This window comes from uncultured Bacteroides sp., from assembly GCF_910578895.1.
Lineage (GTDB): Bacteria > Bacteroidota > Bacteroidia > Bacteroidales > Bacteroidaceae > Bacteroides.
Genome location: NZ_CAJTSC010000003.1, coordinates 87,623 through 113,994, shown reverse-complemented (window position 1 = coordinate 113,994; position 26,372 = coordinate 87,623). Strand labels below are relative to the sequence as shown.

At 45.5% G+C, this 26,372-nt stretch carries 22 protein-coding genes; 16 read left to right on the top strand and 6 right to left on the bottom strand.

Annotated elements, in window-relative coordinates:
- Window positions 1–203, bottom strand: a 203-nt coding sequence (locus QZ327_RS01805; protein WP_294616622.1) for a helix-turn-helix domain-containing protein, incomplete at its 3' end; no start/stop codon positions are given.
- Window positions 204–385: 182 nt separating this feature from the next.
- Here QZ327_RS01805 and QZ327_RS01800 point away from each other — a divergent pair.
- The 4 genes from QZ327_RS01800 to QZ327_RS01785 all read left to right on the top strand — a co-directional run bounded on the left by QZ327_RS01800 (window position 386) and on the right by QZ327_RS01785 (window position 4,449).
- A complete protein-coding gene (locus tag QZ327_RS01800) occupies window positions 386–916 on the top strand; it encodes a DapH/DapD/GlmU-related protein (protein WP_294616620.1) in 531 nt (176 codons plus the stop codon).
- 70 nt (window positions 917–986) lie between these two features.
- Window positions 987–1,898 (top strand): glycosyltransferase family 8 protein, encoded by a 912-nt coding sequence (locus QZ327_RS01795; RefSeq protein ID WP_294616618.1) that lies wholly within the window; start codon window positions 987–989, stop codon window positions 1,896–1,898.
- Window positions 1,899–1,903: 5 nt separating this feature from the next.
- Entirely contained in the window at window positions 1,904–2,689 is a 786-nt protein-coding gene (locus tag QZ327_RS01790; RefSeq protein WP_294616617.1) for a glycosyltransferase family 2 protein, read from the top strand.
- Between the two features lie 143 nt (window positions 2,690–2,832).
- Window positions 2,833–4,449, top strand: a complete 1,617-nt coding sequence (locus tag QZ327_RS01785) for a DUF5672 family protein (RefSeq protein WP_294616615.1) — start codon at window positions 2,833–2,835, stop codon at window positions 4,447–4,449.
- Here QZ327_RS01785 and QZ327_RS01780 read toward each other — a convergent pair whose 3' ends face one another.
- Window positions 4,450–5,202: a phosphotransferase gene (locus QZ327_RS01780; protein ID WP_294616624.1), complete on the bottom strand. Its 753-nt coding sequence runs from the start codon at window positions 5,200–5,202 to the stop codon at window positions 4,450–4,452.
- A gap of 167 nt (window positions 5,203–5,369) precedes the next feature.
- Here QZ327_RS01780 and pdxB point away from each other — a divergent pair, with 167 nt between their 5' ends.
- Window positions 5,370–6,431, top strand: a complete 1,062-nt coding sequence (gene pdxB / locus QZ327_RS01775) for a 4-phosphoerythronate dehydrogenase PdxB (RefSeq protein WP_294616613.1) — start codon at window positions 5,370–5,372, stop codon at window positions 6,429–6,431.
- 33 nt (window positions 6,432–6,464) lie between these two features.
- Here the strand turns inward: pdxB and QZ327_RS01770 are convergent, their stop codons facing one another.
- On the bottom strand, window positions 6,465–7,040 hold the full coding sequence (locus QZ327_RS01770) for a phosphoribosylglycinamide formyltransferase (protein ID WP_294616611.1): 576 nt from the start codon (window positions 7,038–7,040) through the stop codon (window positions 6,465–6,467).
- Window positions 7,041–7,189: 149 nt separating this feature from the next.
- Between QZ327_RS01770 and QZ327_RS01765 the strand changes: the two genes are divergently transcribed.
- Genes QZ327_RS01765 through rnc form a run of 3 tightly spaced genes read left to right on the top strand, consistent with a single transcriptional unit; the run spans window position 7,190 to window position 9,592 of the window.
- Window positions 7,190–7,426, top strand: coding sequence for an acyl carrier protein (locus QZ327_RS01765; protein WP_004291965.1), 237 nt, complete (start codon window positions 7,190–7,192; stop codon window positions 7,424–7,426).
- Window positions 7,427–7,449: 23 nt separating this feature from the next.
- Complete coding sequence (gene fabF / locus QZ327_RS01760; protein WP_294616609.1) at window positions 7,450–8,715, top strand: beta-ketoacyl-ACP synthase II; 1,266 nt, start codon at window positions 7,450–7,452, stop codon at window positions 8,713–8,715.
- Window positions 8,716–8,722: 7 nt separating this feature from the next.
- On the top strand, window positions 8,723–9,592 hold the full coding sequence (rnc, locus tag QZ327_RS01755) for a ribonuclease III (RefSeq protein ID WP_294616608.1): 870 nt from the start codon (window positions 8,723–8,725) through the stop codon (window positions 9,590–9,592).
- On the opposite strand, the gene QZ327_RS01750 is transcribed toward rnc, so the two are convergent.
- On the bottom strand, window positions 9,579–11,303 hold the full coding sequence (locus QZ327_RS01750; RefSeq protein ID WP_294616607.1) for a tetratricopeptide repeat protein: 1,725 nt from the start codon (window positions 11,301–11,303) through the stop codon (window positions 9,579–9,581). The genes rnc and QZ327_RS01750 overlap by 14 nt on opposite strands.
- 176 nt (window positions 11,304–11,479) lie before the next feature.
- Here QZ327_RS01750 and QZ327_RS01745 point away from each other — a divergent pair, with 176 nt between their 5' ends.
- Both QZ327_RS01745 and QZ327_RS01740 read left to right on the top strand, forming a co-directional pair.
- Complete coding sequence (locus tag QZ327_RS01745) at window positions 11,480–11,869, top strand: DUF3244 domain-containing protein (protein WP_294616606.1); 390 nt, start codon at window positions 11,480–11,482, stop codon at window positions 11,867–11,869.
- 14 nt (window positions 11,870–11,883) lie between these two features.
- Window positions 11,884–12,879: a hypothetical protein gene (locus QZ327_RS01740; RefSeq protein WP_294616605.1), complete on the top strand. Its 996-nt coding sequence runs from the start codon at window positions 11,884–11,886 to the stop codon at window positions 12,877–12,879.
- 294 nt (window positions 12,880–13,173) lie between these two features.
- Here QZ327_RS01740 and QZ327_RS01735 read toward each other — a convergent pair whose 3' ends face one another.
- Window positions 13,174–14,184, bottom strand: a complete 1,011-nt coding sequence (locus QZ327_RS01735) for an ATP-dependent 6-phosphofructokinase (RefSeq protein WP_294616603.1) — start codon at window positions 14,182–14,184, stop codon at window positions 13,174–13,176.
- 182 nt (window positions 14,185–14,366) lie between these two features.
- Here QZ327_RS01735 and QZ327_RS01730 point away from each other — a divergent pair, with 182 nt between their 5' ends.
- Window positions 14,367–15,890: a GH3 auxin-responsive promoter family protein gene (locus QZ327_RS01730; RefSeq protein ID WP_294616602.1), complete on the top strand. Its 1,524-nt coding sequence runs from the start codon at window positions 14,367–14,369 to the stop codon at window positions 15,888–15,890.
- A gap of 24 nt (window positions 15,891–15,914) precedes the next feature.
- On the opposite strand, the gene mnmA is transcribed toward QZ327_RS01730, so the two are convergent.
- Window positions 15,915–16,967 (bottom strand): tRNA 2-thiouridine(34) synthase MnmA, encoded by a 1,053-nt coding sequence (gene mnmA, locus QZ327_RS01725; protein WP_294616601.1) that lies wholly within the window; start codon window positions 16,965–16,967, stop codon window positions 15,915–15,917.
- A gap of 66 nt (window positions 16,968–17,033) precedes the next feature.
- On the opposite strand from mnmA, the gene QZ327_RS01720 reads away from it, so the two are divergent.
- The 5 genes from QZ327_RS01720 to QZ327_RS01700 all read left to right on the top strand — a co-directional run bounded on the left by QZ327_RS01720 (window position 17,034) and on the right by QZ327_RS01700 (window position 26,371).
- Window positions 17,034–17,855: a Cof-type HAD-IIB family hydrolase gene (locus QZ327_RS01720; RefSeq protein WP_294616599.1), complete on the top strand. Its 822-nt coding sequence runs from the start codon at window positions 17,034–17,036 to the stop codon at window positions 17,853–17,855.
- Window positions 17,856–17,925: 70 nt separating this feature from the next.
- Window positions 17,926–19,413 (top strand): cysteine--tRNA ligase, encoded by a 1,488-nt coding sequence (gene cysS / locus QZ327_RS01715; RefSeq protein WP_294616598.1) that lies wholly within the window; start codon window positions 17,926–17,928, stop codon window positions 19,411–19,413.
- Window positions 19,414–19,861: 448 nt separating this feature from the next.
- Complete coding sequence (locus QZ327_RS01710; RefSeq protein ID WP_294616596.1) at window positions 19,862–23,107, top strand: TonB-dependent receptor; 3,246 nt, start codon at window positions 19,862–19,864, stop codon at window positions 23,105–23,107.
- Between the two features lie 16 nt (window positions 23,108–23,123).
- A complete protein-coding gene (locus QZ327_RS01705) occupies window positions 23,124–25,067 on the top strand; it encodes a RagB/SusD family nutrient uptake outer membrane protein (protein WP_294616595.1) in 1,944 nt (647 codons plus the stop codon).
- A 65-nt stretch (window positions 25,068–25,132) separates the two neighbouring features.
- The gene (locus tag QZ327_RS01700) at window positions 25,133–26,371 is read left to right on the top strand and encodes a DUF5000 domain-containing lipoprotein (protein ID WP_294616594.1); all 1,239 of its coding nucleotides are present in this window, start codon (window positions 25,133–25,135) and stop codon (window positions 26,369–26,371) included.
- Window position 26,372 lies beyond the last annotated feature (1 nt).

Genomic DNA, 26,372 nt, shown 5'->3' with positions numbered 1-26,372 from the left:
GTCTTTACTTTGGTCTTTTCGTGGAATAACTCTGAGAGTTCCTGGTCCGGCAGGGACAACATCTGCTCATAATCCAAACCGCTACGTTGAAATACCTGTAAGTATTTCTTGACCGTGTTGCGCGAGACGCTTAACATACTGCTGATACTTTTGGTTCCATGACCCTGGGAGTAACAGCGTAACACTTGACGAATCTTTTCCATTCCTAATTGTTTATTGGGCATAACTGATTTTTATTTGTTTTTAACAAATAAAATAGAATTATAGACCGGATAAACAAGAATCAAAATCTTTTTTAGGGGATCACTTTGAAGTGAATTTAAGGGGTCACTTTCGAGTGAATTGGGGGGATCACTTTAAAGTGAACGGAAGGGGGCAGATACGAGTGGATTTTCCACATGACTACGGCACATCCGTTTTCTTACGCAAATACAATGATTTCATCAACTCCTCTGGCAAAGTCACCATCGGTAACAATATCTATTTTGGAGTAAACTGTACCGTACTAAAAGGAGTAACCATAGGAGACAATTGTATAATTGGCGCCCATTCTTTAGTTACTAAAAATATTCCTGCCAATTCGGTCGCCGCCGGTGTTCCTGCCAAAGTCATTTCCACTCTTGATGAATATTATGCCAAACGGAAGGAACAAGCACTTGAAGAAGCTTTTGAATATGCACGATGCATCAAAGAGAAGCAACACAAAATTCCTGATGCGGCAGACTTCACAGAAGAATTTATATATTTTGTGACAGAACACGATGCTGAACAAATAAATCGAAAATACGGTCCGACATACAACAAATTAATAGCCAATCAGCTGCAAGAATCCTATCACATTTGGCTGCAAGGACACCATGCACGTTTCAATGACTTAGGTGATTTCCTATCCGCAGCAGGTGTTACAGCGAAATAAACAACTTACTTACAATATAAGTATTAATTATTTTAATCTTCAAATTTTACTTATCAATCAAATGGAAAATATGGATATTGTCTGTAATATAGATAACGGCTATGTGAAGTATTGTGTTGTGATGTTGACTTCTTTGTTTATTAATAATAAAAACAAGAGGTTGCATATCCATATTATCGCAGATGACCTTTCGGAAGAATCACAATTCATTTTGTCCGATGTAGTAGAAAAGCAATATAAACAACACTTATCGTTCTATTTGGTTGGGGCGGACTTGCTTTCGAAGTGTCCTATTGATGCGAACAATTATATTTCGATTTCCACTTATTATCGTTGTTTCCTGACTACGGTTTTACCTTCCGATATATCGAAAGTCCTATATCTGGATTGCGACTTGATTGTGCGCAAGCCACTTGACGCTTTATTCGCTATCTGTCTGGATGGGTATGCCGTGGGAGCGGTAGAAGATATGTGGAGTGCCAAAGAAAGCCATTATATCCGTTTGCGTTATCCTGAAGAATACTCTTACTTTAATGCCGGAGTATTATTGGTGAATTTGGATTATTGGCGGCGGCATGACATTGAAGATGAAATAACGGAATATATAACTAATTATCCGGAGCGTTTACTGTATAACGACCAGGATGTGCTGAATGCGGTTTTATACGCACGCAGGTTATTTATCCCTTTCCGTTGGAATATGCAGGATGGCTTTTTCCGGAAGAGACGGAAACTTCGTCCAAATTCTATTCCTGCATTGGAAGCGGAAATGCCCGAAACTGCGATTGTCCATTTTACAGGTGGAAAGAAGCCGTGGCATGAAAAGTCGGTACACCCTTATAAGAAAGAATATTTTAAGTATTTGGATTTCACGAGGTGGAGCGGAGAACGCCCTCCTGTTAATTATTTGTTTCGGTTTAGCAAACTGTTTAATCCGATTCAGGGGATATTGGGATGGAAAAATGTATATAGGAAAATCTGAATTATATGAAAGTTACGCTGATTGTTTCAACCTACAACAGACCGGATGCGTTGGTCTTGTGCCTTAAAAGCATATTCCGACAAACAGTATTGCCGAATGAAATTATTATTGGCGATGACGGTTCAAGGCAGGAAACCATTGATGTTATTCGGGAATACCAACAGAAGTCACCCGTTCCTTTAATACATATCTGGCAGGAAGACAACGGTTTCCAATTGGCAAAGGCTCGCAACAAATGTATTGCTCATGCCCGTTATGAATATATCGTCCAAGTGGATGGAGACTTGATTCTGCATAATCATTTTATTGAAGACCATTTGCTTTTTGCCGAGAGAGGGTATTATGTAAAAGGGGGAAGGGTTAATATAAACAACCGCCTGACTGTCCGGTTGTGTTCGGAAAGGCGCTATGTACGTCTTGGGGTTTTCAGTAGAGGATTAATGCGCAGGATTAACGCCATCCGTTGCATACCTTTGGCAAAGTATTTGACCATGCGTAGAAAAACAGCCCCGGGACTGGGATGCAATATGGGTTTTTGGCGCGAGGATGCAATCAAGGTTAACGGCTATGATGAGTTCTATGTAGGTTGGGGAGGTGAAGACTATGACTTTGCCGTCCGCATGCTTCATTCCGGTCTGCAAAAGAAATCATTAAAGTTTGCAGGGATTGTTTTTCACTTATGGCATAATGATTTGTATATGGATAATCAGGAGAAGAATTTCTCACACTACCATGCCGTTGAGGATAGCGCTTCGGTGTGGTGTGAAAAGGGCGTCACGCAGTATTTGTAGTGCGAAAGACGGTTTCTGACATCCGACAGCATTGTTATCTGTTAGGAATAGCTATTTTACATCACGCACATATACATAAGATGACTACAAATGTAACCTGAAGAGTTAATAATGAACTACATAACAATCAAATAAAGATACTTATGGAATTGAAGATAACAAAAAAGGAGCAACACATTGTAACGGAAGAAACGGCTACGAATATCCAACATTTGGTAAAAGTCATCATTCCCATATACAAAGCAGAACTAAACGAATTCGAAAAAGTATCTTTAGACAGAAGCTATCAAGTTCTACAAAATCATCCGCTAACTATCATCAAACCACAAAGCCTTGCTATTAATTCTCTATTAGCAGAATACCCCCGATTGACAGTGGAAGAATTCAACGACAGTTACTTCAAAAGCATAAGCGGTTATAACCGTTTAATGCTGTCGCCCGAGTTCTACCGGCGTTTTTCCAACTGCCAATACATACTTATCTGCCAGTTGGATGCTTATGTATTTACAGACGAATTGACAAAATGGTGTGACAAAGATTATGACTATATAGGCGCTCCCTGGCTGGTACGCCCGATATACAAGTTCCCACTTTTAGCATTGGCTTCGTGGATAAAAAAGCAATATTGCGATTTCTTCCGTTGCCCCAACTCTCAAATCACTAATTTCAAAGTAGGCAATGGAGGCTTCTCCCTACGCAAAGTAAGCAGCCATTTGCAAGCGACCTCAAAACTGACGTCTACCATTGAAGAATATTTAAGACATACGGAAAACCATATATTCAACGAAGATGTCTTTTTCTCCATCGAAGTCAACCGGCATGGGTTAAACTTCTCCTATCCAACCTATTTGGAAGCACTACAATTCAGTTTTGACAAATACCCCGCCTTATGCTACAAATTAAACAACCGCCAACTACCATTCGGTTGCCACTCGTGGTATAAAAGAAGAATGAAAAAGTTTTGGTTTCCTATTATCCAAAACCATTCCAACCTACCACAACCTGCATCTGTCTGCAAGCGGTTTACGTCTTACATAAAATCACATTACTTCCGGTTATTGGAATTATGCTTTCCATCGCGCATACGGGAAGCTGCGGAAATCCCTATTATCATCAATAATTTCAACCGTCTTACCACCCTCAAACAACTTATTGCTTCCTTGGAGAAACGAGGATATACCAATATCCATATTTTAGACAACAACAGCAGTTACCCGCCATTACTGGAATATTACCAGAGTTGCCGTTACGAAGTAATATACCTGCACCAAAACATCGGGTTCAAAGCCCTATGGAAAAACAGGAAAACCAAGAAAAGGTTTTGTTCGGATTACTATATCTATACCGACTCGGATGTAATGCTGGATGATAACTGCCCTGAAGACGTAATCAATCATTTATATCAGTTCTTGAAAGGAAACTATAAATATGCAGCCAAAATAGGTTTATCATTGCGCATTGACGACCTGCCTGATTATTACAACCAAAAACAAAAAGTCATTCAATGGGAAAGCCGGTATTACAAAAAACTCAATGGCGATGGGTTGTACCCGGCACCGGTAGATACGACATTTGCCCTCTACCGCCCACGAGTAGGCCTTAGCCGTAGCAGAGCCGTAGAAGCCTATCGCACAAGCATACCCTATCAGCTAAAGCATCTGCCATGGTATATGGACTCTGCAAATCTTTCAGAAGAAGAAAAATATTACATACAGCATTGCAAACGAGCTACCAGTTGGAGTTCATTGTCAAAAGAATAATCAGAGTTCCAAATGAAATTTAAGTTCATGCCTCTTTTGATACTTGCTCCAGAACGCCTTGCGATAAAAAAGTACCCGTCCAACGCAATATGCTTCATCCCAATGGCGAGCCTTGGCATAGGCTTTGGCCAACTGTACGAAGAACTCCTTTTGCCCCCATAAACGAGCAAAATTGGCACAACCAGCTTCCAACCCCACTTCACCGAAAGTCATCCGGTTGAGGTCGACCAAAGAGAAGCGGTAATTATTACCGATTTTATCAAACAAGATATTCCCGGGAGAGTAATCCTGATGCAGGATACCGTTTTCATGCAAAGAAGCCGTGTAATGCGCAAAAGTCTGAATTATATCAACACACTCGCCCGAATTCGGGTCGGCATCACCAAATTCATAAAAAGTCCTCTGATACGGGCATTGTACACTAACAAAATATGAATAGTCTATAAGTCCATTCTTTTTGAATTCAATATAGGCAATCGGCTCAGGTGTTTCAAAACCTTTCTGCAACAATATTTGAGGGTATATAAAGGCTCTCTCCCCCTTTGGTCGCCTAAAAAACGAATACGCAATTCTGTTAATCAGCTTTGGGACTCCATAACGCTTTACATTAATCAACAAAGAATCTTCCAGAAGCATTTCTTTAATCAGATTCCGACGGTCATACAACACCCTTCCCTGTTTTTCAAATAATTCCGGTATCCGTTTTATTGATTCTTCCAAATGATAATATTTGGGATTTATAATTACTCTCATCATCATTCTATCAAGTAAAGTTGACAAAACTATACAATATTCCGCATACAGCCAAACAGTTCCCCGTATTTATTCCACTAATGCCACGACTCTTTCATTCCTACAGGTGAAGATTTTGTTCTCACAAATTATTCCTAACTTTGCCTACGTTAAAAAACAGAAACACCATGAAAGTAGTTGTCGATGACAAAATACCTTTTATAAAGGAAGCCATTGAGAAGATAGCCGATGATGTAGTTTATGCCCCGGGAAAAGACCTCACACCCTCTTTGGTGAAAGATGCGGACGCACTTATCATCCGTACGCGCACCCGGTGCGACCGGAAATTACTGGAAGGTAGCAAAGTAAAATTTATCGCTACGGCAACAATCGGTTTCGATCATATCGATACGGAATATTGCCACGAAGCCGGCATTACATGGACCAACGCGCCCGGCTGCAACTCCGCTTCCGTGGCACAATACCTGCATTCGTCTTTACTCCTATTGCAGAAACTGAAAGGCATGGACTTGTCAAAAGCCACTATCGGCATCATCGGAGTAGGCAATGTGGGCAGCAAAGTAGCCAAAGTGGCACAAGAACTGGGGATGCGCGTATTGCTGAATGACCTTCCCCGTGAAAACAAAGAGGGAAAACGGAATTTCTCATCCCTACATACACTTGCCAAAGAGTGTGACGTACTCACTTTCCACGTACCTTTATATAAAGAAGGTAAATACAAAACCTACCACTTGGCGGACACTGCATTCTTCCGTTCATTACAAAAGAAACCGGTCCTCATCAATACCGCACGCGGAGAAGTAGTAGAAACGGATGCACTGCTGGATGCTTTGGACACGGGGCTGGTTTCGGACGCTATCATTGACGTTTGGGAAAATGAACCGACAATAAATTCCACCTTATTAAATAAGGTATTCCTCGGCACGCCGCACATCGCCGGCTATTCGGCGGACGGCAAGGCAAACGCAACCCGCATGTCGTTGGATGCCCTGTGCCGGCATTTCAACATACAGGCAGAGTATCGGATTATCCCTCCTGCTCCAAGCCGGCCGCGAATCAGCGCCAACACCCTATCGGAAGCCTACTTGCAAATGTACGATCCCCGGCAAGATAGCAACGCACTCAAGGCACACCCCGAATTATTTGAAAAGCTACGGGGAGACTACCCCTTGAGAAGAGAGAAAGAAGCATATACACTCCTGGACAATCCAAAGAACGTATGGACATGAACGTACCGATTTTGCCGTCATCCAAAGAAACTGTCAGCGAACTTCCGCCAACAAACTTTCGATGGTCTTCGGATAATATTCATACTCCAGCGCATGTACTTTCTTTGCCACATCATCTGCCGTATCCTGTGGCAGAACAGGACATTTGTGCTGTACTATGATTTCCCCTTCATCGAAACGCTCGTTCAGATAATGTATGGTAATGCCGGTTTCTGTTTCGCCAGAAGCCACCACAGCCTCGTGCACGCGATTGCCATACATTCCCCTGCCACCGAATTTGGGCAACAAGGAAGGATGAATATTTATAATTTTATTGGGATAAGCATGCAAGATACAATCGGGCACATGCGCAAGAAAACCCGCAAGGACAATAAAACCAATTCTCCTATCCTGCAACAAAGACAACACAACCGTCCCGTCCGTCCATTCAGCCTTGTTTATACAGGCAAACGGAACATTCAGACTACGTACACGTTCCAATACAAAGGCATTCTCCCTGTCAGTCAGGACCAACGTCACATCAGCCAAAGCACTATTCCGGAAATGCCGGATGATATTTTCCGCATTTGTCCCGTTACCGGAAGCAAAAATAGCAATATTTTCACTCATAGGGTCTCTGATTTATGCACAAAACCGTGAAAAATGTGCAAAAAGGTGCATTTAATTCATCAAATATTTGCGAGGAACGATAAATATTCATTCCTTTGCACCGCAAATTTAAAGAAATAAAACTAATTATTAATTAAAAACTTAAAGTTATGTCTGAAATTGCATCAAGAGTGAAAGCGATTATCGTCGACAAATTAGGCGTTGAAGAATCAGAAGTTACTAACGAAGCTAGCTTCACTAACGATTTGGGAGCAGATTCTCTTGACACTGTAGAACTTATCATGGAATTCGAAAAAGAATTCGGCATCTCTATTCCTGATGACCAAGCTGAGAAGATCGGTACTGTAGGTGATGCTGTATCTTACATCGAAGAACACGCTAAGTAATCTTAATCCATTCATTTCTTAGTATGGAATTAAAAAGAGTTGTAGTAACAGGTCTTGGCGCCATTACTCCCATTGGCAACAGCGTTCCCGAATTTTGGGAAAGCCTTGTGAATGGGGTTAGTGGAGCAGGACCTATTACTCATTTCGACGCATCGCTTTTCAAGACTCAGTTTGCATGTGAAGTAAAAGGCTTCGATGCTACCAAATATATGGACCGCAAAGAGGCGCGCAAGATGGACTTGTACACACAATATGCCATTGCAGTAGCCAAAGAAGCGGTAGGCGACTCTGGGCTTGACGTTGAAAATGAGGATTTAAACAGAATCGGTGTTATTTTCGGTGCCGGTATCGGTGGCATCCGTACATTCGAAGAAGAAGCAGGCAACTATGCCTTGAACGGCAAGGAAATGGGTCCTAAGTTCAATCCGTTCTTCATCCCCAAGATGATTTCGGACATTGCCGCCGGACAAATTTCCATCATGTACGGTTTCCATGGTCCTAACTACGCGACTTGTTCTGCATGCGCCACTTCCACAAATGCCATTGCCGATGCATTCAACCTCATCCGTCTGGGTAAGGCAAATGCTATCGTCACAGGTGGTTCGGAAGCTGCCATCGCCGCTTGCGGTGTAGGCGGTTTCAATGCCATGCATGCATTGTCAACCCGCAACGATTCTCCCGAAACCGCATCCCGCCCGTTTAGCGCAAGCCGCGACGGATTCATCATGGGTGAAGGCGGTGGCTGTCTCGTTCTCGAAGAACTGGAACATGCCAAGGCACGCGGTGCCAAAATCTATGCGGAAGTTGCCGGTGTAGGCATGTCTGCCGATGCTCATCACCTGACAGCCTCTCATCCCGAAGGCTTGGGAGCCAAGTTGGTGATGCTGAATGCGCTGGAAGATGCTGAAATGAAACCCGAAGAAGTAGATTATATCAATGTTCACGGTACATCTACTCCCGTAGGTGATATTTCGGAAGCAAAAGCCATTAAAGAGGTATTCGGACAACATGCGTATGAGTTGAACATCAGTTCGACAAAATCCATGACCGGACACTTATTGGGTGCTGCCGGTGCGGTAGAATCCATTGCGAGCATCCTCGCCATCAAGAATGGCATTGTCCCTCCGACCATCAACCACGAAGAGGGTGATAATGACGAAAACATCGACTATGACCTGAATTTCACGTTCAACAAAGCGCAAAAGCGCGAAGTGAACGTAGCCTTGTCCAATACTTTTGGATTCGGCGGTCATAACGCATGTGTTATTTTCAAGAAATACGCAGAATAATACGGTCGTGTTACGTAACCAAATAGATAAAATAAGGCTCTTATTCCATAAGGACAGAGAGTCTTATTTTTGTTTTTACAAGATACTCGGTTTCTTCCCCCGTGATATCCGGTTCTACCAGCAGGCTTTACTGCACAAATCCACTTTGGTCCGTTCCGAAAAAGGACGTCCGTTGAACAACGAACGGTTGGAATTTTTGGGTGATGCCATCCTGGATGCTATTGTGGGAGATATTGTATACAAGCATTTTGAAGGTCGCCGTGAGGGCTTCCTTACCAATACCCGTTCCAAAATCGTACAGCGGGAAACCTTGAACAAACTTGCCGTGGAGATAGGATTGGACAAGTTGGTCAAATACTCTACCCGTTCTTCTTCACACAACAGTTATATGTACGGCAATGCTTTCGAAGCGTTTATCGGCGCCATCTATTTGGACCAAGGCTACGAACGTTGCAAACAGTTTATGGAGCAGAAAATCCTCAAGAACCATATAGACCTTGACAAAATGTCGCGCAAGGAAGTCAACTTCAAATCCAAACTTATCGAATGGAGCCAGAAGAACAAGATGAAGGTTTCTTTTGAGTTGATAGAACAGTTTCTCGATCGGGACTACAACCCGATGTTCCACACGGAAGTCCGCATAGAAGGTCTTTCTGCCGGCACCGGTACAGGCTATTCCAAGAAAGAGTCGCAGCAGAATGCCGCGCAAATGGCGTTGAAAAAGATAAAAAGTGATGTTGCTTTCAAAGAAACCATTGAAGCAGCCAAGATACAGAGCTATATCAATACGGAAGAAACGAAGGAATCGGAAACAGGCATCTGCGCATCACCGTTAGAAAGCAACCAAGACATTGCTGTAGCTACTACAAAGCCCTGATAAACTCATCCCACTGCAAAGGAGTTCCTTTCTTACCGAAGAACTTTTCATACAACCGCCGTCTGACAGAAGTTATGGACTCTTTAGAATGATTAGTCAGTTTAGCTATATCTTTCGGCAGAATACCGATTTTAATAAGCAGACAGACCCGCAACTCATGTTTACTGAGTTTGTGAATACGAAGTAATGTTCCAGTAAATCCCGGGTAGGCTTCATTGACAGCTCCCTGCAGGCTATCCCATTCTTTAGAAAGAATTTGGAAAGAAGTTTCGGTGTTACAGAGCCGTTCAAAATATTGATAAATATCAGTACCTAACAATTGTTTCCACCTATTTTCCCTCATCTTGATTTCCAGTTCCGCTTTTCTACCTGTATAATAAAGTTTTGCTTGCATTAAAGTTTCATTCTGACCTATTATCCAGAACTGTTGTTCCAACATCTTCAGTTCTTTCTTATTCGCCTCTACAAAACTTCTACTCTTCTGATACGATTCTTCCTCAATTTGCTTAAGTTCAACAAGTTGCATCCTAAGTTTCAACTGTTTGGTCTTGCTGTACATATAGTAAAAGAAAAAACAAAATACAATAAACAGGATAATCAGCATAGAACCTGTCAAATAGATTCTTTTACGGGCATTTTCAACTTTCAACTGATTATTTTCATTTTCCCTCAACGTATAATTGTATAAAGACTGCATCTTGCGCACAGTCTCGGCATCAGTCAGTGCCCATACCGAATCAATGCTTTCTATATAGTGCTCCAAATATTCCATAGCCATCCATGGTCTGTTTTCTTCCAATGTATACTTTGCAAGATGCCAGTATGCATCGGCCTTAGCATAGATGGTTCCACAATCTAAGATTTCATTATAATAATAGATTGCAGAGTCTTTATTACCGGTTTGGCGGTATAAATCGGAAGCGATGGAATATATAGCACTTTCGTCCGCTTTATCTGCGTAGTTTAAAGCTTCTTGCAAATTGTTTTTTGCCAAGTCATATTTCTTGATTTGTTTATAAAGGCTTGCCAATTGTCCTTTTATCATATACAGCATGCTTTGGTTTCGCAAAGCATAGGCCATATCATAAGCTTTTTGGTAATATATCAACGCACTATCAGGCATATTTATATTTTTATACACCGAAGCAATGTCCCTTAAATCATATACCATGCTCACGCTATCCTCATTCAAAAAACTAACTTGATATGCTTGGCGAAACATGCTTATCGCCTCATCATAAACACACTGATAAGAACATATATAACCAATTTGACTACATATCAAACCATTAAAACTTGACAAAGGAGCCTCTTTCAAAGTGTCCAAAGCCTTATAAAAATAGCTTAAAGCCTGTGGTGCGTCTCCCTGTTCTTTACAAACCCTCCCTGCATAAAAATAGGCTTCGGGAAGATAGTGGTTATCTTTCTTTTCTAAATAATAATGCAATACTTTAAATATTAAACTGTCCGAAACAAGCGAAATGTAAGCTTTATCAGCCGCTTTTATACAAAGCAACTGATAATACATCCATACTTCCTCCGATTGAGAAACCATTTCGTTCTCTATCGATTTCAATAAAGAAACTGCGCTGTCAGGATTGGCAGATATCAGACTATCCACCCCAAACAAAGATTGTGGGTAAGAACTTCTCCTACACGAATAAAAACCAAGCAAGAGACAAAATAATAATAAGCAAATTACGTTTTTCATGTTTGTAAAAGTAACTAAAAATAAAATACAACAAGAATGCCCTGGCATATATTCTAAACCACAATGCACACTTTTGCACACTAAAAAATAAAATGCACACAAAATGAACACTGAAAAATATTTATAATAGAGCTATTTGTGCTTTTTTTACATCAAAACTTTAAAAACACATACCAATGAAACATTTATTATTAACCTGCATTAGTTTATCACTTTGTTTGGTTAGTTGGGCTGACACCCCTATCAAACTAAAAAACAAAGAAAATTCCAAGGAGAAACATTATTCTGTTCCGGTCATTTCTCCTGTAATCAATCATGAGCATAACAGACTTCTTATTTATCAAGAAATGTCGTTACCTAATCTTACTATTCTTATCTACGACGAGCAAGGCGATACTATTCATGCTGAGACAACCACCATTTCAGCCAATATTCCATATATCCTTACCTTACCCGATGTTAATGGTGTATATACAATTGAACTTATAAACGATGAATATCACTTTACAGGGCAACTTATTATACTAAATGAAGAGAACAATCCAAATTTATTGATAACTTTGTAAAACATCAATGCCTTATGAAAAATACATGTATAGCAATATTAAGCATTATCTTTTTAACAACAAGTTGTTATCAAGATGAACAACAAGAAAATTGTATTAATGACGTTAAGAATCAATTGTCTATTAATAAAGAATTGGAAACCTTACGTATATTCAATGATTCAATTATACAACAACCCAGAACCCGAGGATGGTTTGGAACGCTTACTTCAGTATTCAGTGCTGATATGTTAGGAGCATGTGCCGGTTTTAAAGCTTCAATCGGAGTTGCCGCATACATAACTGCTGCTACCGGTGGAACAGCAGGACCTGCAACAGGTATCGCCGTATTAGCCTCAACAGGACTTATAGCCGGTGGAGCTTCGTACGGAGCATATAAAGGATGTTCTACAGTGATAACGGAAGAAGAATACAACAAGCACATAAATTCATTATTGAAACAGCCAATAAGAATTGGGAAACACATTAATACATTTAAATCAAAATGCAAGCTTTTGGATGTCTCAACTATAATTTTAGAAGAACACACGTGCGACTTAATAGCAGAACTGCATGATTCAATTGTAAATATAGCCTTAGATATCGAAGAGCAACCGATAACAAAAAGTACTCCCGATTTGTCTACTCCCATAGATCCTATCTTACCTACATACAATGACAATTCTTATAATATTCCTATATTTTCCGACAGAGATATTAAAAACCTAAACCATACAGTCAACAATAACCTGATAGATTATTATCAGAACCATAATTACGAGAAAACATTAAACTGTATGATTGAACAACAAAACATTTCTGTTGAAACAGGAAACATCCTAAGGCTACTTATGGATGTATTATATCAAGGAGAAATCTCAGATGAGGCAACACTTGAGATTGTTTTAAATAGATACAGCAACGTCATTAAAGAATCAACAAATATAAGTATTGAAGACAAGAATTGTCTTCTAATAGGATTGTCAGTTGCAAAAAATAGTTTTAGATTATGGAAAAACAAAATGGAATAATGAAAAAAAGGACTCTCCTTTCTTTTGGAACCACACGAGGTATTATCTCTGATATCATCAGCCTGCTGCTTGTAATTGCTTTATGGTACGTTTCCAAAGAGAAAGCAGGCAATGTAATTCTTACAATATTCATTATATGGGGATTACTTACGGTATTCTGTTTAGGACTTGACATCTATCTTCTGAGAAAACACCGATGACATACCACATCCCCTAAAAAACAAACATCCTTTATCTGTCATGCTGCATTCAGACGCAGCATGACAGAATAATAGTGTCTCAAATATAGAAGACTCATCCGAAACAAATTCCCATACGCTTGCCCTGAACGACTAAATCATGGTCCTCGGTCACTAATTTGAGTTTTCCCGCTATCTCTTCCAGAGGCGCGGAAGATATTTCATTCCCTTTCAGTGTCACCATACGACCAAACTGCCCTCCGGCAATCAACTCCGTGGCATGACCGCCCATACGGGTGGACAGATTACGGTCGAAAGGCGTAGGCGAACCGCCACGCTGGATATACCCTAAAACGGTCTCACGCGTTTCGATACCCGTTTCGTATTCAATCTCCTGTGCGATATATTCGGCAGCACGTTTCCTGCCGTCCGTCCGTATTCCCTCTGCCACCACCACGATGGAATAAGGCTTTCCTTTTTTCAGGCGGTTCAAAATCGTATCGCCGATATTACGGATATCATAAGGAAGTTCAGGAATTAAAATCACATCGCCACCACCCGCCATACCGGAGTACAACGCAATCCAACCTGCCTTATGCCCCATTACTTCTATCACCATCACCCGCTTGTGCGAACTGGCTGTGGAGTGCAGCCTGTCTATGGCATCCGTAGCAATGCTGACGGCTGAGTCAAAGCCGAACGAGAAGTCGGTCCCCCAAATGTCATTATCAATGGTCTTAGGCACGGAAACGATATTCAGCCCCATGGCAGCCAGTTTGGCGGCCGTTTTTTGTGTGCCGTTGCCGCCGATACAGACAATGCAGTCCAGTCCCAACTCCTTTACATTCTTCTCTATCAGGGCAGGTTTGTTTACATCGGACACTACCCCGTTCTTCTTGAACGGTTTTTCACGAGAGGTGCCCAGCATGGTGCCGCCTAAATTCAATAATCCCGACAGAGACTTATCCGTAAACGACTCCACATCTTTTGTCAATAATCCTTGAAAACCGCTATGGATACCTATCACCTCCATTCCGTAGTGATTGATTGCTGTTTTACAAACGCCGCGAATAGTCGCGTTAATGCCGGGGCAATCTCCGCCTGAAGTCAAAATACCGATTCTCATAACTATCATTTTAGGGAACAAGGAAATAAAAAAGACAAGGAAGAGGACACATTCTCCCACCGGTCAACTTATTAACTTGTCAACTGAATACGGACGTAAAGATAGAAAAAAAAGAGAAAAAAGATAAAGATGCCAATAAATAAGATTATTTTTGCGCACTTAAACAGATTTCAATAAGAACGATGAATATTACAAAATTCCTGAATAAAGTATACTTCACCCCCCGCTTAAAAGAGATTGAGCAATATACCGACCATGCAGGCGAACTGCAGGCAGGTGTGCTGAGACGTCTGGTACGCATGGCCGCCAACACGGAGTGGGGAAAGAAATACGATTATGCCTCCATTCGTACTTATGAAGATTTCAAGAAACGGCTTCCCATACAGACTTACGAAGAAATAAAACCCTATGTGGCACGTTTGCGTGCCGGCGAGCAGAACTTGCTATGGCCCTCGGAGATACGCTGGTTTGCCAAGTCTTCGGGAACCACCAACGATAAAAGCAAGTTCTTGCCGGTCAGCAAAAATTCGCTGCAAGACACCCATTATCAAGGCGGAAAAGATGCCGTCGCCATCTACTTGGGGATGAACCCCGAAAGCTGTTTCTTTTCTGGCAAAGGACTGATTCTCGGCGGCAGCCACAGCCCCAACCTGAACTCCAACCGTAGCCTGGTGGGCGACCTGTCCGCCATCCTGATACAAAACGTGCATCCGTTGGTGAACCACATCCGCGTGCCAAGCAAGGAGATTGCCCTGATGAGCGATTTCGAATCCAAAATGGAAGCTATCGCCAACAGTACGCTCCGTACCAACGTCACCAACCTCTCGGGTGTACCTTCCTGGATGTTGGTACTTATCAAGCATATACTCGAGAAGACCGGTAAGCAGTCGTTGGAAGAGGTATGGCCCAACCTGGAAGTGTTCTTCCACGGCGGAGTGGCTTTCACTCCCTACCGCGAGCAATACAAGCAAGTCATCAAGAGTTCCAAAATGCACTATATAGAGACGTATAACGCATCCGAAGGCTATTTCGGTACGCAGAACGACCCTAATGACCCGTCGATGCTGCTGATGATAGACTACGGCATTTTCTATGAATTCATTCCTTTGGAAGATGTAGGCAAGGAAAACCCGCGCATCTGTTGCCTGGAAGAGGTAGAACTGGGCAAGAACTATGCAATGGTTATCTCCACCTCCGCCGGACTGTGGCGCTATATGATTGGAGACACCGTGAAGTTCACCAACAACCATCCCTACAAGTTTGTCATCACCGGACGCACGAAACATTTCATCAACGCCTTCGGTGAGGAACTTATCGTGGACAATGCGGAGAAAGGCTTGGCTAAAGCATGTGCCGCAACCGGAGCGCAGATTGCAGACTATTCCGCCGCCCCTGTCTTTATGGACGAACATGCCAAATGCCGCCATCAATGGCTGATTGAGTTTGTCCGTATGCCGGACAGCATAGAGAAATTCGCCCGGATACTGGACGATACGCTCAAGGAAGTAAACTCCGACTACGAAGCCAAACGCCAGAACAACCTCGCCCTGCAGCCGTTAGAGATAATCGTTGCCCGTAAGGACGTGTTTCACGACTGGCTGGACAGCAAAGGCAAACTTGGCGGACAACATAAGATACCGCGTCTCAGCAATACCCGGGAGTATATCGAAGAAATGCTGAAGCTGAATGTGAAGCGTGATAATTAAGAAGATCTCCCCCTTAAAGTTTTCTCACACAATAATGCCACCGCCCAACAGCAAGCCGCCCTCATCATAAAAGGCAGCGGCTTGCCCCGGAGCAATGGACTCCAACGGCTCCAACAACGACACGCGCAGCCGTCCGTTCTCCGTTAAAGCTACCTTGCAACGGTTCGCCTGCTTGCGGTAGCGTATCTTCACAATGACCGCTTCCGCGTCCAGCACCCGGCGCTCGTCAATCAGGTTCCACTCTTTCAGCAACATTTCATCCTTATATAAGGAAACAAGCGGTGCAAGCACCACCTCGTTCCTCTCCATCCTGATTTCTTTCACAAACACAGCACGGTTCAGCTGAATGCCCAGCCCGCGCCGCTGGCCTATCGTATAGAAAGGATACCCTTCGTGCCATCCCAGCATTTCGCCCTTTTCATCAAGGAAACGCCCTCTACCCGGCAGCTGCTCTGCCGGCACCTCGCGCTTCAGGAAAGAGCGGTAGTCCAGCGGGCAGAAGCATACCCCGATACTATCCTTCTTGGTGGCGACACGCGTAAATCCGCGTCCGGCGGCATAGGCGCGCGCATCCTCTTTCGTCATGTCTCCCATCGGGAGTAGCATCCGTTGCAAGATATCCTGCTTCAAACCCCACAGAAAGAAAGTCTGATCCTTGTCCCGGTCCATCGCCGGAGCGATGTAGTAATTGCCGGCAGACAGGGTTTTACGCACATAATGCCCCGTAGAAATCCAATAAATCCCCTTTTCATCGGCTATTTCCGACAAGAGCCGCCACTTCAACTCGTTGTTACAAAGGGTACAGGGAACGGGGGTGCGTCCCGCCAGATATTCGTCCACGAAGTAGCGGACGATGCGTTCACGAAAAAGTTCCCGCGCATCGTACGCGATGTGCTCGATGCCCAACCACCCGGCAAGCGTCCGCGCATCCTGCAGGTATTCCGTGCCGCCATCCGTCTCATAGAAACGGAAAGTCACGCCGGTCACCTCATACCCGGCTTCCTGCAACTTCATCGCCGCCACGGAACTATCCGTGCCGCCGCTCATCCCCAACAATACACGTTCTTTCGGATTCATGTTGCAAAAATAGTATTTCGTTCCGAGAAAACCCTATCTTTGCCACTTTCTAAAAAACAATCAACAATGAGCCAAGACTATCGCCTGCTCGTCCTCGACCTGGACGGCACCCTGACCAACTCGAAGAAAGAAATCTCACCGCGTAATCTCCGTACCCTGCTACGCCTGCAACAAAGCGGCATACGTTTAGTGCTTGCCTCGGGACGCCCCACCTACGGCATCGCTCCTTTGGCGGAACAACTGCAAATGAAAGAACACAACGGCTATATCCTCTCCTACAACGGTGGGGAAATCATCGACTGGAGTACCGGAGAACTGCTGTACAAGAACCTGCTGCCCGATGATGTGCTGCCCGTGCTCTACCAAGCCGCCGCCGACCACAAGCAGGCAATCCTCACCTACGACAACGAATTCATCCTCACCGAACATCCCGATGACCCGTATGTAGTGAAAGAAGCATTCCTCAACAAGATGCAGATACGTCGCACAGACAACTTTCTGCAAGACGCACCTCTCCCCCTGCCCAAATGTCTCATCGTAGGCGAACCGGAACAGCTTGTGCAGACGGAAGCCGAACTGAGCCTGCGCCTGCAAAACCGGATCAGCGTATACCGTTCGGAACCTTATTTTCTGGAGCTCGTACCTTTGGGCATCGACAAGGCACGCTCCCTCGCCGTATTGTTGGAGAAATCGGGCATTGCCCGCGAGGAAATGGTAGCTATGGGAGACGGCTACAACGACCTCAGCATGATAGAATACGCCGGGTTGGGCATTGCGATGGGCAATGCGCAAGTAACCGTGAAAGCTGCGGCAGACTACATCGCCCCAACCAACGATGAAGACGGGGTAGCGGTAGCCGTAGAACACTACTTCCCGCATGCTTTTTAGAACAGACACTCCTAATTTTCAAATATTTGTTATACCTTTGCTCTCCAAGAAGAACTAATTATCAAACGTTATGGAACAACAACTGACCATTTACAACACTTTAAATAGAAAAAAGGAGTTATTCGTGCCCCTGCATGCCCCTCATGTAGGTATGTACGTTTGCGGACCGACCGTTTACGGCGATGCCCACCTGGGACATGCACGCCCTGCCATCACTTTCGACTTGCTTTTCCGCTATCTTACACACATCGGCTATAAGGTGCGCTACGTGCGCAACATCACCGATGTGGGACACTTGGAGCACGACGCAGACGATGGCGAGGACAAAATCGCCAAGAAAGCCCGCCTGGAGCAATTGGAGCCTATGGAAGTGGCGCAATATTACGTCAACCGCTACCACAAGGCGATGGAAGCGCTGAACGTGCTCCCACCAAGCATCGAACCGCATGCGTCGGGACACATCATCGAACAGATAGAACTCGTAAAAGAGATATTGGAGAACGGCTACGCTTACGAGAGCGAAGGTTCCATCTACTTCGATGTAGCCAAATACAACAAGGACCACCGTTACGGCAAACTGTCGGGACGCAACCTGGACGATGTGCTGAACACCACCCGCGAACTGGACGGCCAGGAGGAGAAACATAATCCTGCCGACTTCGCTTTGTGGAAGCGCGCCCAACCGGAGCACATCATGCGCTGGCCCAGCCCGTGGAGCGACGGGTTCCCCGGCTGGCATGCCGAATGTACGGCAATGGGCAAGAAATACCTGGGCAAGCATTTCGATATCCACGGCGGCGGCATGGACCTTGTCTTCCCGCACCACGAATGTGAGATAGCACAATCCGTGGCATCGCAGGGCGATGACATGGTGCATTATTGGATGCACAACAACATGATAACCATCAACGGGCAGAAGATGGGAAAAAGTCTCGGCAACTTCATCACGCTGGATGAATTCTTCACCGGTTCCAACAAGACACTGGCACAGGCATACAGCCCGATGACTATCCGTTTCTTTATCCTTCAGGCACACTACCGCAGTACGGTGGACTTCAGCAACGAGGCGTTGCAGGCAGCGGAAAAAGGGTTGAACAGGCTGCTACAAGCATACAATCTGATTCCTAAATTAACTCCATGGGATAAACAATCCGACTTTAACGTACAGGAGTTGAAACAAAAATGTTATGACGCAATGAATGATGACTTAAACTCTCCTATCGTCATTGCCCACCTTTCTGAAGCGGCACGTTTTATTAATTCGGTATATGTGGAAAAAGCACACATTGCACCCAATGATATACAAGAATTGCAAAACGTATTCCACTTGTTTTTATTTGATATTTTAGGATTGAAAGAAGACGAATCCTCAACAAATGGAAATACTGCCGATGAATCTATATACCAACAGGCAACAAACATCTTGTTAGAACTTCGAGGAAAAGCTAAAGCTAATAAAGACTGGGATACGGCAGACTTTATCAGAAACAAATTGGCCGAGGTTGGCATTACTATCAAAGATACTAAAGAAGGTCCTAAATTGGAATTACAAAAATAGCAATTAAGAGAATTTCAAATGTTCCGATAATTGCGTCATTTTGCCATTCAGAACGAAGCGAAGAATCTGTTCTCTTTTTATAAATAGGAGAATAGATTCTTCGCTTTTTATTCGTCACACAATCCATGTTCCTCGCAAAAACAAAAGAACATCCTCCTAAAGAACTCTCCAAAGACTATACCGAAATCGAAAAACAAAAGATGTTTTGAACGAAGCTAACGCCGGACAAAGTTTAAACAGGCTCTAATGTTAAGTGTTTAATCATCCCCTTTTTTTATCAGCACCAACAGACACGTACAATAAGTGCTTTTTAACATATTGGCTTTTTTTACAAGGATTTGATACGAAATTTAAAACTCTCCTTGTTGTCAGTTAATAATTTTACAGCCAGGTTATTTTTCGAAAAATATCACGACTACTATTGTTTAACTATTTATCTTAAAAGAGCATGAAAAACGACACATCATTTTCGTTGCGCCAGCACGTAAACCGGCAATTATGCCGAGGAGCGGTGGTAACGATTTTGTCCATTGCATCATCTCCGCTATTAGCCAACAGCTTCCCCGGTACAGGCGTACAGGAAGTTCGGGAAGTTACAGTTAACCACGCGGCAACACAACAGAAAATAAAAATTACGGGAAGAGTCATTGATTCTGTAGGAGAGCCGTTACCGGGCGCTGCCGTTGTCATCCAAGGCACTCCGCAGGGAGTTACTACCGACATCGACGGAAATTTCTCCATAGAAGTAGGGTCCAATGCCTCTTTAGAGATTTCTTATTTAGGAATGGAAACAAAGGTTGTTCCCGTAAGCGTAATACGCCGTGACAAAGTTGTACGTCTCAAGGAAAAGACGGACGAATTGGAAGAAGTAACAGTCGTTGCATTTGCCAAACAAAAGAAGGAGAGCGTGCTCGCTTCCGTAACAGCCGTGAAACCCGCAGAACTGAAAGCTCCTACTTCCAATCTTACCACAGCTTTAGCCGGACGTGTGGCAGGTTTGATTTCTTATCAACGTAGCGGTGAACCCGGCATGGATAATGCCGACTTCTTTGTCCGCGGTGTCACAACTTTCGGTTATGCCAAAAGCCCACTTATATTAATGGACGGTTTGGAAATCACTTCTTCCGATTTGTCTCGTTTACAACCCGATGATATCGCAAGTTTTTCCATCATGAAAGATGCCACTGCCACAGCCCTATATGGCGCCCGCGGAGCAAACGGCGTCATCTTGGTAACAACCAAAGAAGGAAAGGAAGGAAGGGCGAAGGTAGAGTTCCGCATCGAGAACTCCATCTCATCCCCGACAAGAAAAGTGGAATTGGCAGACCCTGTCACCTACATGGAACTCCGCAACGAGGCTTTCCGCACGCGTAATCCGCTGGGCGGTGTTCCCTATTCTCAGGAAAAGATAGCCAATACCATCGCCGGAACCAATCCTTACATGTATCCGGCAACGGACTGGTATAGCCTGATGATGAAAGACGCCGTTGCCAACCAACGCTACAACCTGAACCTGAGCGGCGGCGGAACGGTGGCACGTTATTATGTTGCCGCCACCTTTAACCAGGACCACGGCTTGATGAAGGTGGACAAAAGAAACAACTTCAACAACAACATCAACGTGAAGCGCTATTCCATCCGTTCGAATGTGAATATCAATGTGACCAAAACCACCAAGATGGTAGTGCGCCTCTACACCACCATCGAAGACCAGACCGGTCCCATTGACGGAGGTACCACCTTGTATAATAAAATCATGCAGACCTCCCCGGTAGAGTTTCCTGCCTACTATCCGCAGACCAGAGGCACGGAGCATATCCAGCATATCATGTTCGGTAATTCCTATGCGGAAGGCACCACACTCTACATCAACCCATACGCCGACATGGTAAAAGGATACAAGGACAAGAGCGCTTCCAAAATCCTGGCGCAATTCGAAGTAAACCAGGATTTGAAGTTCATCACCAAAGGATTGAAAGCCAGAGCGCTGTTCAGTACCACCCGTGACTCTTCCTTTGACGTGTCGCGCTTTTACAATCCTTTCTACTATATGGCAGGAAACTACAATCCGCTGGACGATTCGTACGTCCTTGCCGAACTGAACCCCGACGGCGGAACCGAGTATTTAGGATATGACGAGGGCGACAAAAACATTTCGACCAATACGTACATGGAAGCAGCCGTGAACTACGACCGCACCTTCAACGAGAAGCATGCCGTAAGCGGTATGTTGATTTTCACACTGCAAAACAGGCTGAATGCGAACGCCTCATCCCTGCAACTCTCACTGCCCTATCGCAACATGGGTCTTTCCGGACGTTTCACTTACTCCTACGACAGCCGTTACTTTCTGGAAGCCAACTTCGGCTACAACGGTTCCGAACGTTTTGCCGACAACGAACGTTTCGGCTTCTTCCCATCCGTAGGTTTAGGCTATATCATGTCCAATGAGAAATTCTACAAAGGATGGATTACCAAAGTAATCCCCAACCTGAAGTGGAAAGCCACCTACGGTCTGGTGGGCAACGATGCCATCGGCAGCGACGAAGACCGCTTCTTCTACCTGTCTGAAGTGAATATGGACAATAAAGACTATGGATATACATTCGGTTCGGAGTACAACACTTCGAAAAACGGTATCTCCATCAAACGCTATGCCAACCCTTACATCACATGGGAGATTGCCAAGAAGCTGAATGTAGGAGCCGAGTTCAATCTGCTGAATGCAGTAGACGTGCAGATAGATTACTTCCGCGAGAAACGCTCCAACATCCTGCAAGACCGTGCCGGCATTCCCTCAACCATGGGACTCCAAGCCGGCGTACGCGCCAACGTGGGTGAAGCGGAAAGCTCCGGACTGGACATGTCGGCGGACTACAACTACTCCTTCAACAAAGACCTCTGGATGCAAGGACGGTTCAATTTCACCTACGCCACCAGCAATGTGACCAAATACGAGGAGAACGACTACTCCAAAACCCCGTGGCGTTCGAGAGTGGGACATCCCATCAGCCAACAATGGGGATACGTGGCAGAGCGTCTGTTCGTCGACGAGCAAGACATCGCCAACTCCCCCACCCAATTCGGCGACTACATGGCAGGCGACATCAAATACAAGGACATCAACAACGACGGCATCATCTCTGAAGCCGACCAGGTGCCCATCGGTTTCCCCACCAGCCCGGAGATAGTGTATGGCTTCGGACTTTCGGCAGGCTACAAAGGATTGGATGTCTCCTGCTTCTTCCAAGGCCTTGCACGTGAATCTTTCTGGCTGAACGTAGGCAACAAGAAGGGAACGACACACCCGTTCATAGACGACACCGACCTGGCAGGCCTGGGACAAAACCAGTTGCTACAGGCATACGCCGACAACCACTGGAGCGAGAACAACCGCAACCTGTATGCCTTATGGCCGCGCTTGAGCAACACCGTTATCTCCAACAACAACCGCACCAGCACCTGGTTCATGCAAGACGGCTCGTTCCTGCGCCTGAAGTCCGTGGAAGTAGGATATTCGTTCCCACAGAAACTCATAAAGAAAATGTTCATGTCCAGGCTGAGAATCTATTACAGCGGAACCAACCTGTTGTCATTCAGCAAATTCGACTTATGGGATCCGGAAATGGCAGGCAACGGCTTAGGATATCCCATACAAAGAGTCCATAACATCGGCATCCAAGTAGCATTTTAAAACCATTTAGACTATCATGAAAAAAAGAAATTACATAATCGCCCTGATGCTGGCTGCTGCCTCACTCCATTCATGTGATTATCTGGACGTAGTGCCCGATAACGTAGCCACCATCGAATATGCCTTCCGCAACAAGATAGAAGCGGAAAAATACCTGTACACGTGCTATTCCTTCCTGCCCAACTGGGTCAACGTCGACAACAACCCGGGGCTCAATCTCGGCGAGGAAATCTGGAACGCCTACGAGATACTGCGCTCAAGCCGATATTATGCCACCAACGTAGGAAACAGCATCTCCGCGCCCAACTACAATTACTGGGACGGAGCCAACGGCGGAAAGAAACTGTTCGACGCCCTCCGCTGCTGCAACATCTTCCTGGAGAACTTAGACCTGGTGAAAGACATCGACAGCGGCCTGCGCACGCAATGGGCTGCCGAAGTAAAGTTCCTGAAAGCCTACTATCACTGGTATCTTGCCGAATTGTACGGACCCATTCCCCTGATAAAGGAAAACCTGCCCATCGACGCTTCGGAAGCCGAAATGCAGGTATACCGCGCACCGTTCGAAGAGGTGGTAGACTATATCGTAGAGCTGATTGACGAAGCGAAAGACCAGCTTCCTCCCCGCACCGAGAACCCCATTTCCGATGCCGGACGTATCAACGGGGCGATAGCCTACGCCATGAAAGCCAAGATTCTGGTGACCGCCGCCAGCCCGCTGTTCAACGGCAACGCCGACTATACCAACTTCAAGGACAACAGAGGCGTACAGCTAATCAATCCCGCATACGACCCTCAGAAGTGGGAACGCGCACGCCAGGCTTGCAAAGAGGCGATAGAGTTCTGCGACATCGAGCTGAACGGTCCCGGCGAAAGGGCGCTTTACACCATCAACGACTATGCGGCTCCCTCCGCCATGTCCTTCGAGACCCGCCAGATGAATGCGCTGAACAAAGTGATGACCGCCAAGTGGAACAACGAACTGATTTGGGGAGACAGCCGTAACGACAACAACGGCATCGTACGCAATATCCTGATAACCATCAACCAAACCTACTTCCGCACAGCCGGAGCCAATTCGCAGCACGGACCGACGCTCCGCACGGTAGAGAACTATTACACCAAGAACGGCTTGCCCATCGATGAAGACGAGACGTGGGACTACGACCACCGCTACGACATCGCCACCATCCCGCAAGACCACTACCGCTATGCCGTAGTGGGCGACCGCACCGCCAAGCTGCACCTCTATCGCGAACCGCGCTTCTATGCCAACGTGGGCTTCAACCGCGGATTGTTCTACCTGTCCGGCGTAGACGGGCTGACTTCCGACGAAATGAAACAGCACAAGATATTCAGCTATGCGGGCGAGGATGCCGGCAAGAACGGTATCATAAACTACTCGGGAACGGGGTATTTCGACAAGAAATTCATTTCCATCGATTGCAGCGTCAATAGCAGCGGCACCTGGAAAAACGACCGCTTCCCGTTCCCCATCCTGCGCCTGGGCGACCTCTACCTGCTCTATGCCGAAGCCGTCAACGAATGCCTGCCCAACGACAACTCCGCTTCCGACGACCTCTCCATCGAGTATGTGGACAAAATACGCAGGCGCGCCGGGCTGAAAGGCATCAAGGAGACCTGGGACACCTACGCCCGCCCGCAATACAAGAGCAAATACCAGACCAAAGGAGGCATGCGCGAAATCATCCGCAGAGAGCGCCTGATAGAACTGGCATTCGAAGGGAAATCGTATTACGACAAACGCCGCTGGAAACTGATGACGACTTTCATGAACGAACCCGTCAGAGGATGGAACGCGGAAGGGGTGACAGCCGAAGAATACTACAACGTGACGACCATGTTCAAGCCGAAATTCGGTTCCAAAGACTATCTGTTCCCCATCCGTGAATCGACCCTCCTTGCCAATCCCAATCTGGTACAGAACCCGGGATGGTAACAGCGTCCGGAATGGTAACCGAATACTATAAGTAACACTTAAGCAAATCAAAAAAAACAGATATCATGAAACATATATTAAGACAAGGCAGCTTATTGTTCTCTTTACTGGTGGCGGTCTCTTGCACGGATGTCGAGAAAGCGCAATTCGCAGTGGACAGCGTGGCACCGGGAACAATCAGCAACTACAAAGTAACCAACAAAGAAGGCCGTTCCGTAATCACATACGACCTGCCCGCCGACGAAGACCTGCTCTACGTAAAGGCAACCTACAAGCTGGGCAACGGCAAGGACATGGAAATCAAGGCATCCGCCTACGTCAACGAGCTGGAAGTGCTCGGGTTCGGCAAGGCGGCGCAACACGACATCACGCTGACCGCCGTAGACAGGAGCGGCAACGAATCCGAGCCCGTAGTCGTACAGGTTGCGCCGCTGGACAACCCCATATACAAAATCTTCGAGGAGATGCAGGTGTCGAGCGACTTCGGCGGTTTAAGCCTGAAATGGAAGAACGAGACGGAAGAGGAAATCACCATTTCCGTAACCACTCCCAATGAATACGGCGAAATGATAAGCGCGCAGAACTTCTACAGCAAGTCGGTAGAAGGTTCCGGCTTTGTACGCGGCTACTCCACGGAGACATCCGAGACGGAAGGAAGGCGCTTCGCCATCACCATCACCGACCACTGGGGAAACCAGACCGACGTGTTAGACCAGTTGTTCTACCCCATCTACGAAATCAAGATTCCTTCGGACAGGTTCGCGAAATACGTGGTGCCGGGATATGGCGACCCGGGAAGATACAGCAGCAGCACCGACTACAACAAGTTATGGAACAACAGCTGGGGAACCAACAACGACCATTACCACACAAAGAACGGTCAGGTTTTTCCCTGCAACATCGGTCTGAACCTGGGACGCCTGGTGAAGCTGAGCCGCATCAAGTATTACCAACGCACCGGCGGAAACGACTGGAAATATCTTTATGCACACGGCAATCCCAAACGTTTCAAAGTGTATGGAGTGCCTGCCACAAGCGGGGGCGTAATACTGGACGTCACCGAACCCGGTAACGGATGGATCCTATTGACGGAATTCACATCCGTGAAACCCTCCGGACTTCCCACAGGACAAACCAACTCCGACGACCAGGCAGTGGGCAACAACGGCGAGGACGTAATGATACCCATCGAAGCACCTGCCGTGCAATGGATCCGCATAGAGGTGGAAGAGACATGGGGAGGCGTGAAAGACTTCATCCACATAGCGGAGTTAACTTTTTATGGCAACTTGGTAGAAAACTAAA

What these genes read in the sequence shown, in the direction of transcription:
- mnmA (WP_294616601.1), bottom strand. Translation starts at nt 16,967, where the DNA reads ATGAATCCGAAAGAACGTGTATTGTTGGGGATGAGCGGCGGCACGGAT.
- QZ327_RS01730 (WP_294616602.1), top strand. Translation starts at nt 14,367, where the DNA reads ATGAATATTACAAAATTCCTGAATAAAGTATACTTCACCCCCCGCTTA.
- cysS (WP_294616598.1), top strand. Translation starts at nt 17,926, where the DNA reads ATGGAACAACAACTGACCATTTACAACACTTTAAATAGAAAAAAGGAG.
- fabF (WP_294616609.1), top strand. Translation starts at nt 7,450, where the DNA reads ATGGAATTAAAAAGAGTTGTAGTAACAGGTCTTGGCGCCATTACTCCC.
- QZ327_RS01745 (WP_294616606.1), top strand. Translation starts at nt 11,480, where the DNA reads ATGAAACATTTATTATTAACCTGCATTAGTTTATCACTTTGTTTGGTT.
- QZ327_RS01750 (WP_294616607.1), bottom strand. Translation starts at nt 11,303, where the DNA reads ATGAAAAACGTAATTTGCTTATTATTATTTTGTCTCTTGCTTGGTTTT.
- pdxB (WP_294616613.1), top strand. Translation starts at nt 5,370, where the DNA reads ATGAAAGTAGTTGTCGATGACAAAATACCTTTTATAAAGGAAGCCATT.
- QZ327_RS01795 (WP_294616618.1), top strand. Translation starts at nt 987, where the DNA reads ATGGATATTGTCTGTAATATAGATAACGGCTATGTGAAGTATTGTGTT.
- QZ327_RS01770 (WP_294616611.1), bottom strand. Translation starts at nt 7,040, where the DNA reads ATGAGTGAAAATATTGCTATTTTTGCTTCCGGTAACGGGACAAATGCG.
- QZ327_RS01700 (WP_294616594.1), top strand. Translation starts at nt 25,133, where the DNA reads ATGAAACATATATTAAGACAAGGCAGCTTATTGTTCTCTTTACTGGTG.
- QZ327_RS01710 (WP_294616596.1), top strand. Translation starts at nt 19,862, where the DNA reads ATGAAAAACGACACATCATTTTCGTTGCGCCAGCACGTAAACCGGCAA.
- QZ327_RS01780 (WP_294616624.1), bottom strand. Translation starts at nt 5,202, where the DNA reads ATGAGAGTAATTATAAATCCCAAATATTATCATTTGGAAGAATCAATA.
- QZ327_RS01790 (WP_294616617.1), top strand. Translation starts at nt 1,904, where the DNA reads ATGAAAGTTACGCTGATTGTTTCAACCTACAACAGACCGGATGCGTTG.
- QZ327_RS01740 (WP_294616605.1), top strand. Translation starts at nt 11,884, where the DNA reads ATGAAAAATACATGTATAGCAATATTAAGCATTATCTTTTTAACAACA.
- QZ327_RS01785 (WP_294616615.1), top strand. Translation starts at nt 2,833, where the DNA reads ATGGAATTGAAGATAACAAAAAAGGAGCAACACATTGTAACGGAAGAA.
- QZ327_RS01705 (WP_294616595.1), top strand. Translation starts at nt 23,124, where the DNA reads ATGAAAAAAAGAAATTACATAATCGCCCTGATGCTGGCTGCTGCCTCA.
- QZ327_RS01765 (WP_004291965.1), top strand. Translation starts at nt 7,190, where the DNA reads ATGTCTGAAATTGCATCAAGAGTGAAAGCGATTATCGTCGACAAATTA.
- QZ327_RS01735 (WP_294616603.1), bottom strand. Translation starts at nt 14,184, where the DNA reads ATGAGAATCGGTATTTTGACTTCAGGCGGAGATTGCCCCGGCATTAAC.
- QZ327_RS01720 (WP_294616599.1), top strand. Translation starts at nt 17,034, where the DNA reads ATGAGCCAAGACTATCGCCTGCTCGTCCTCGACCTGGACGGCACCCTG.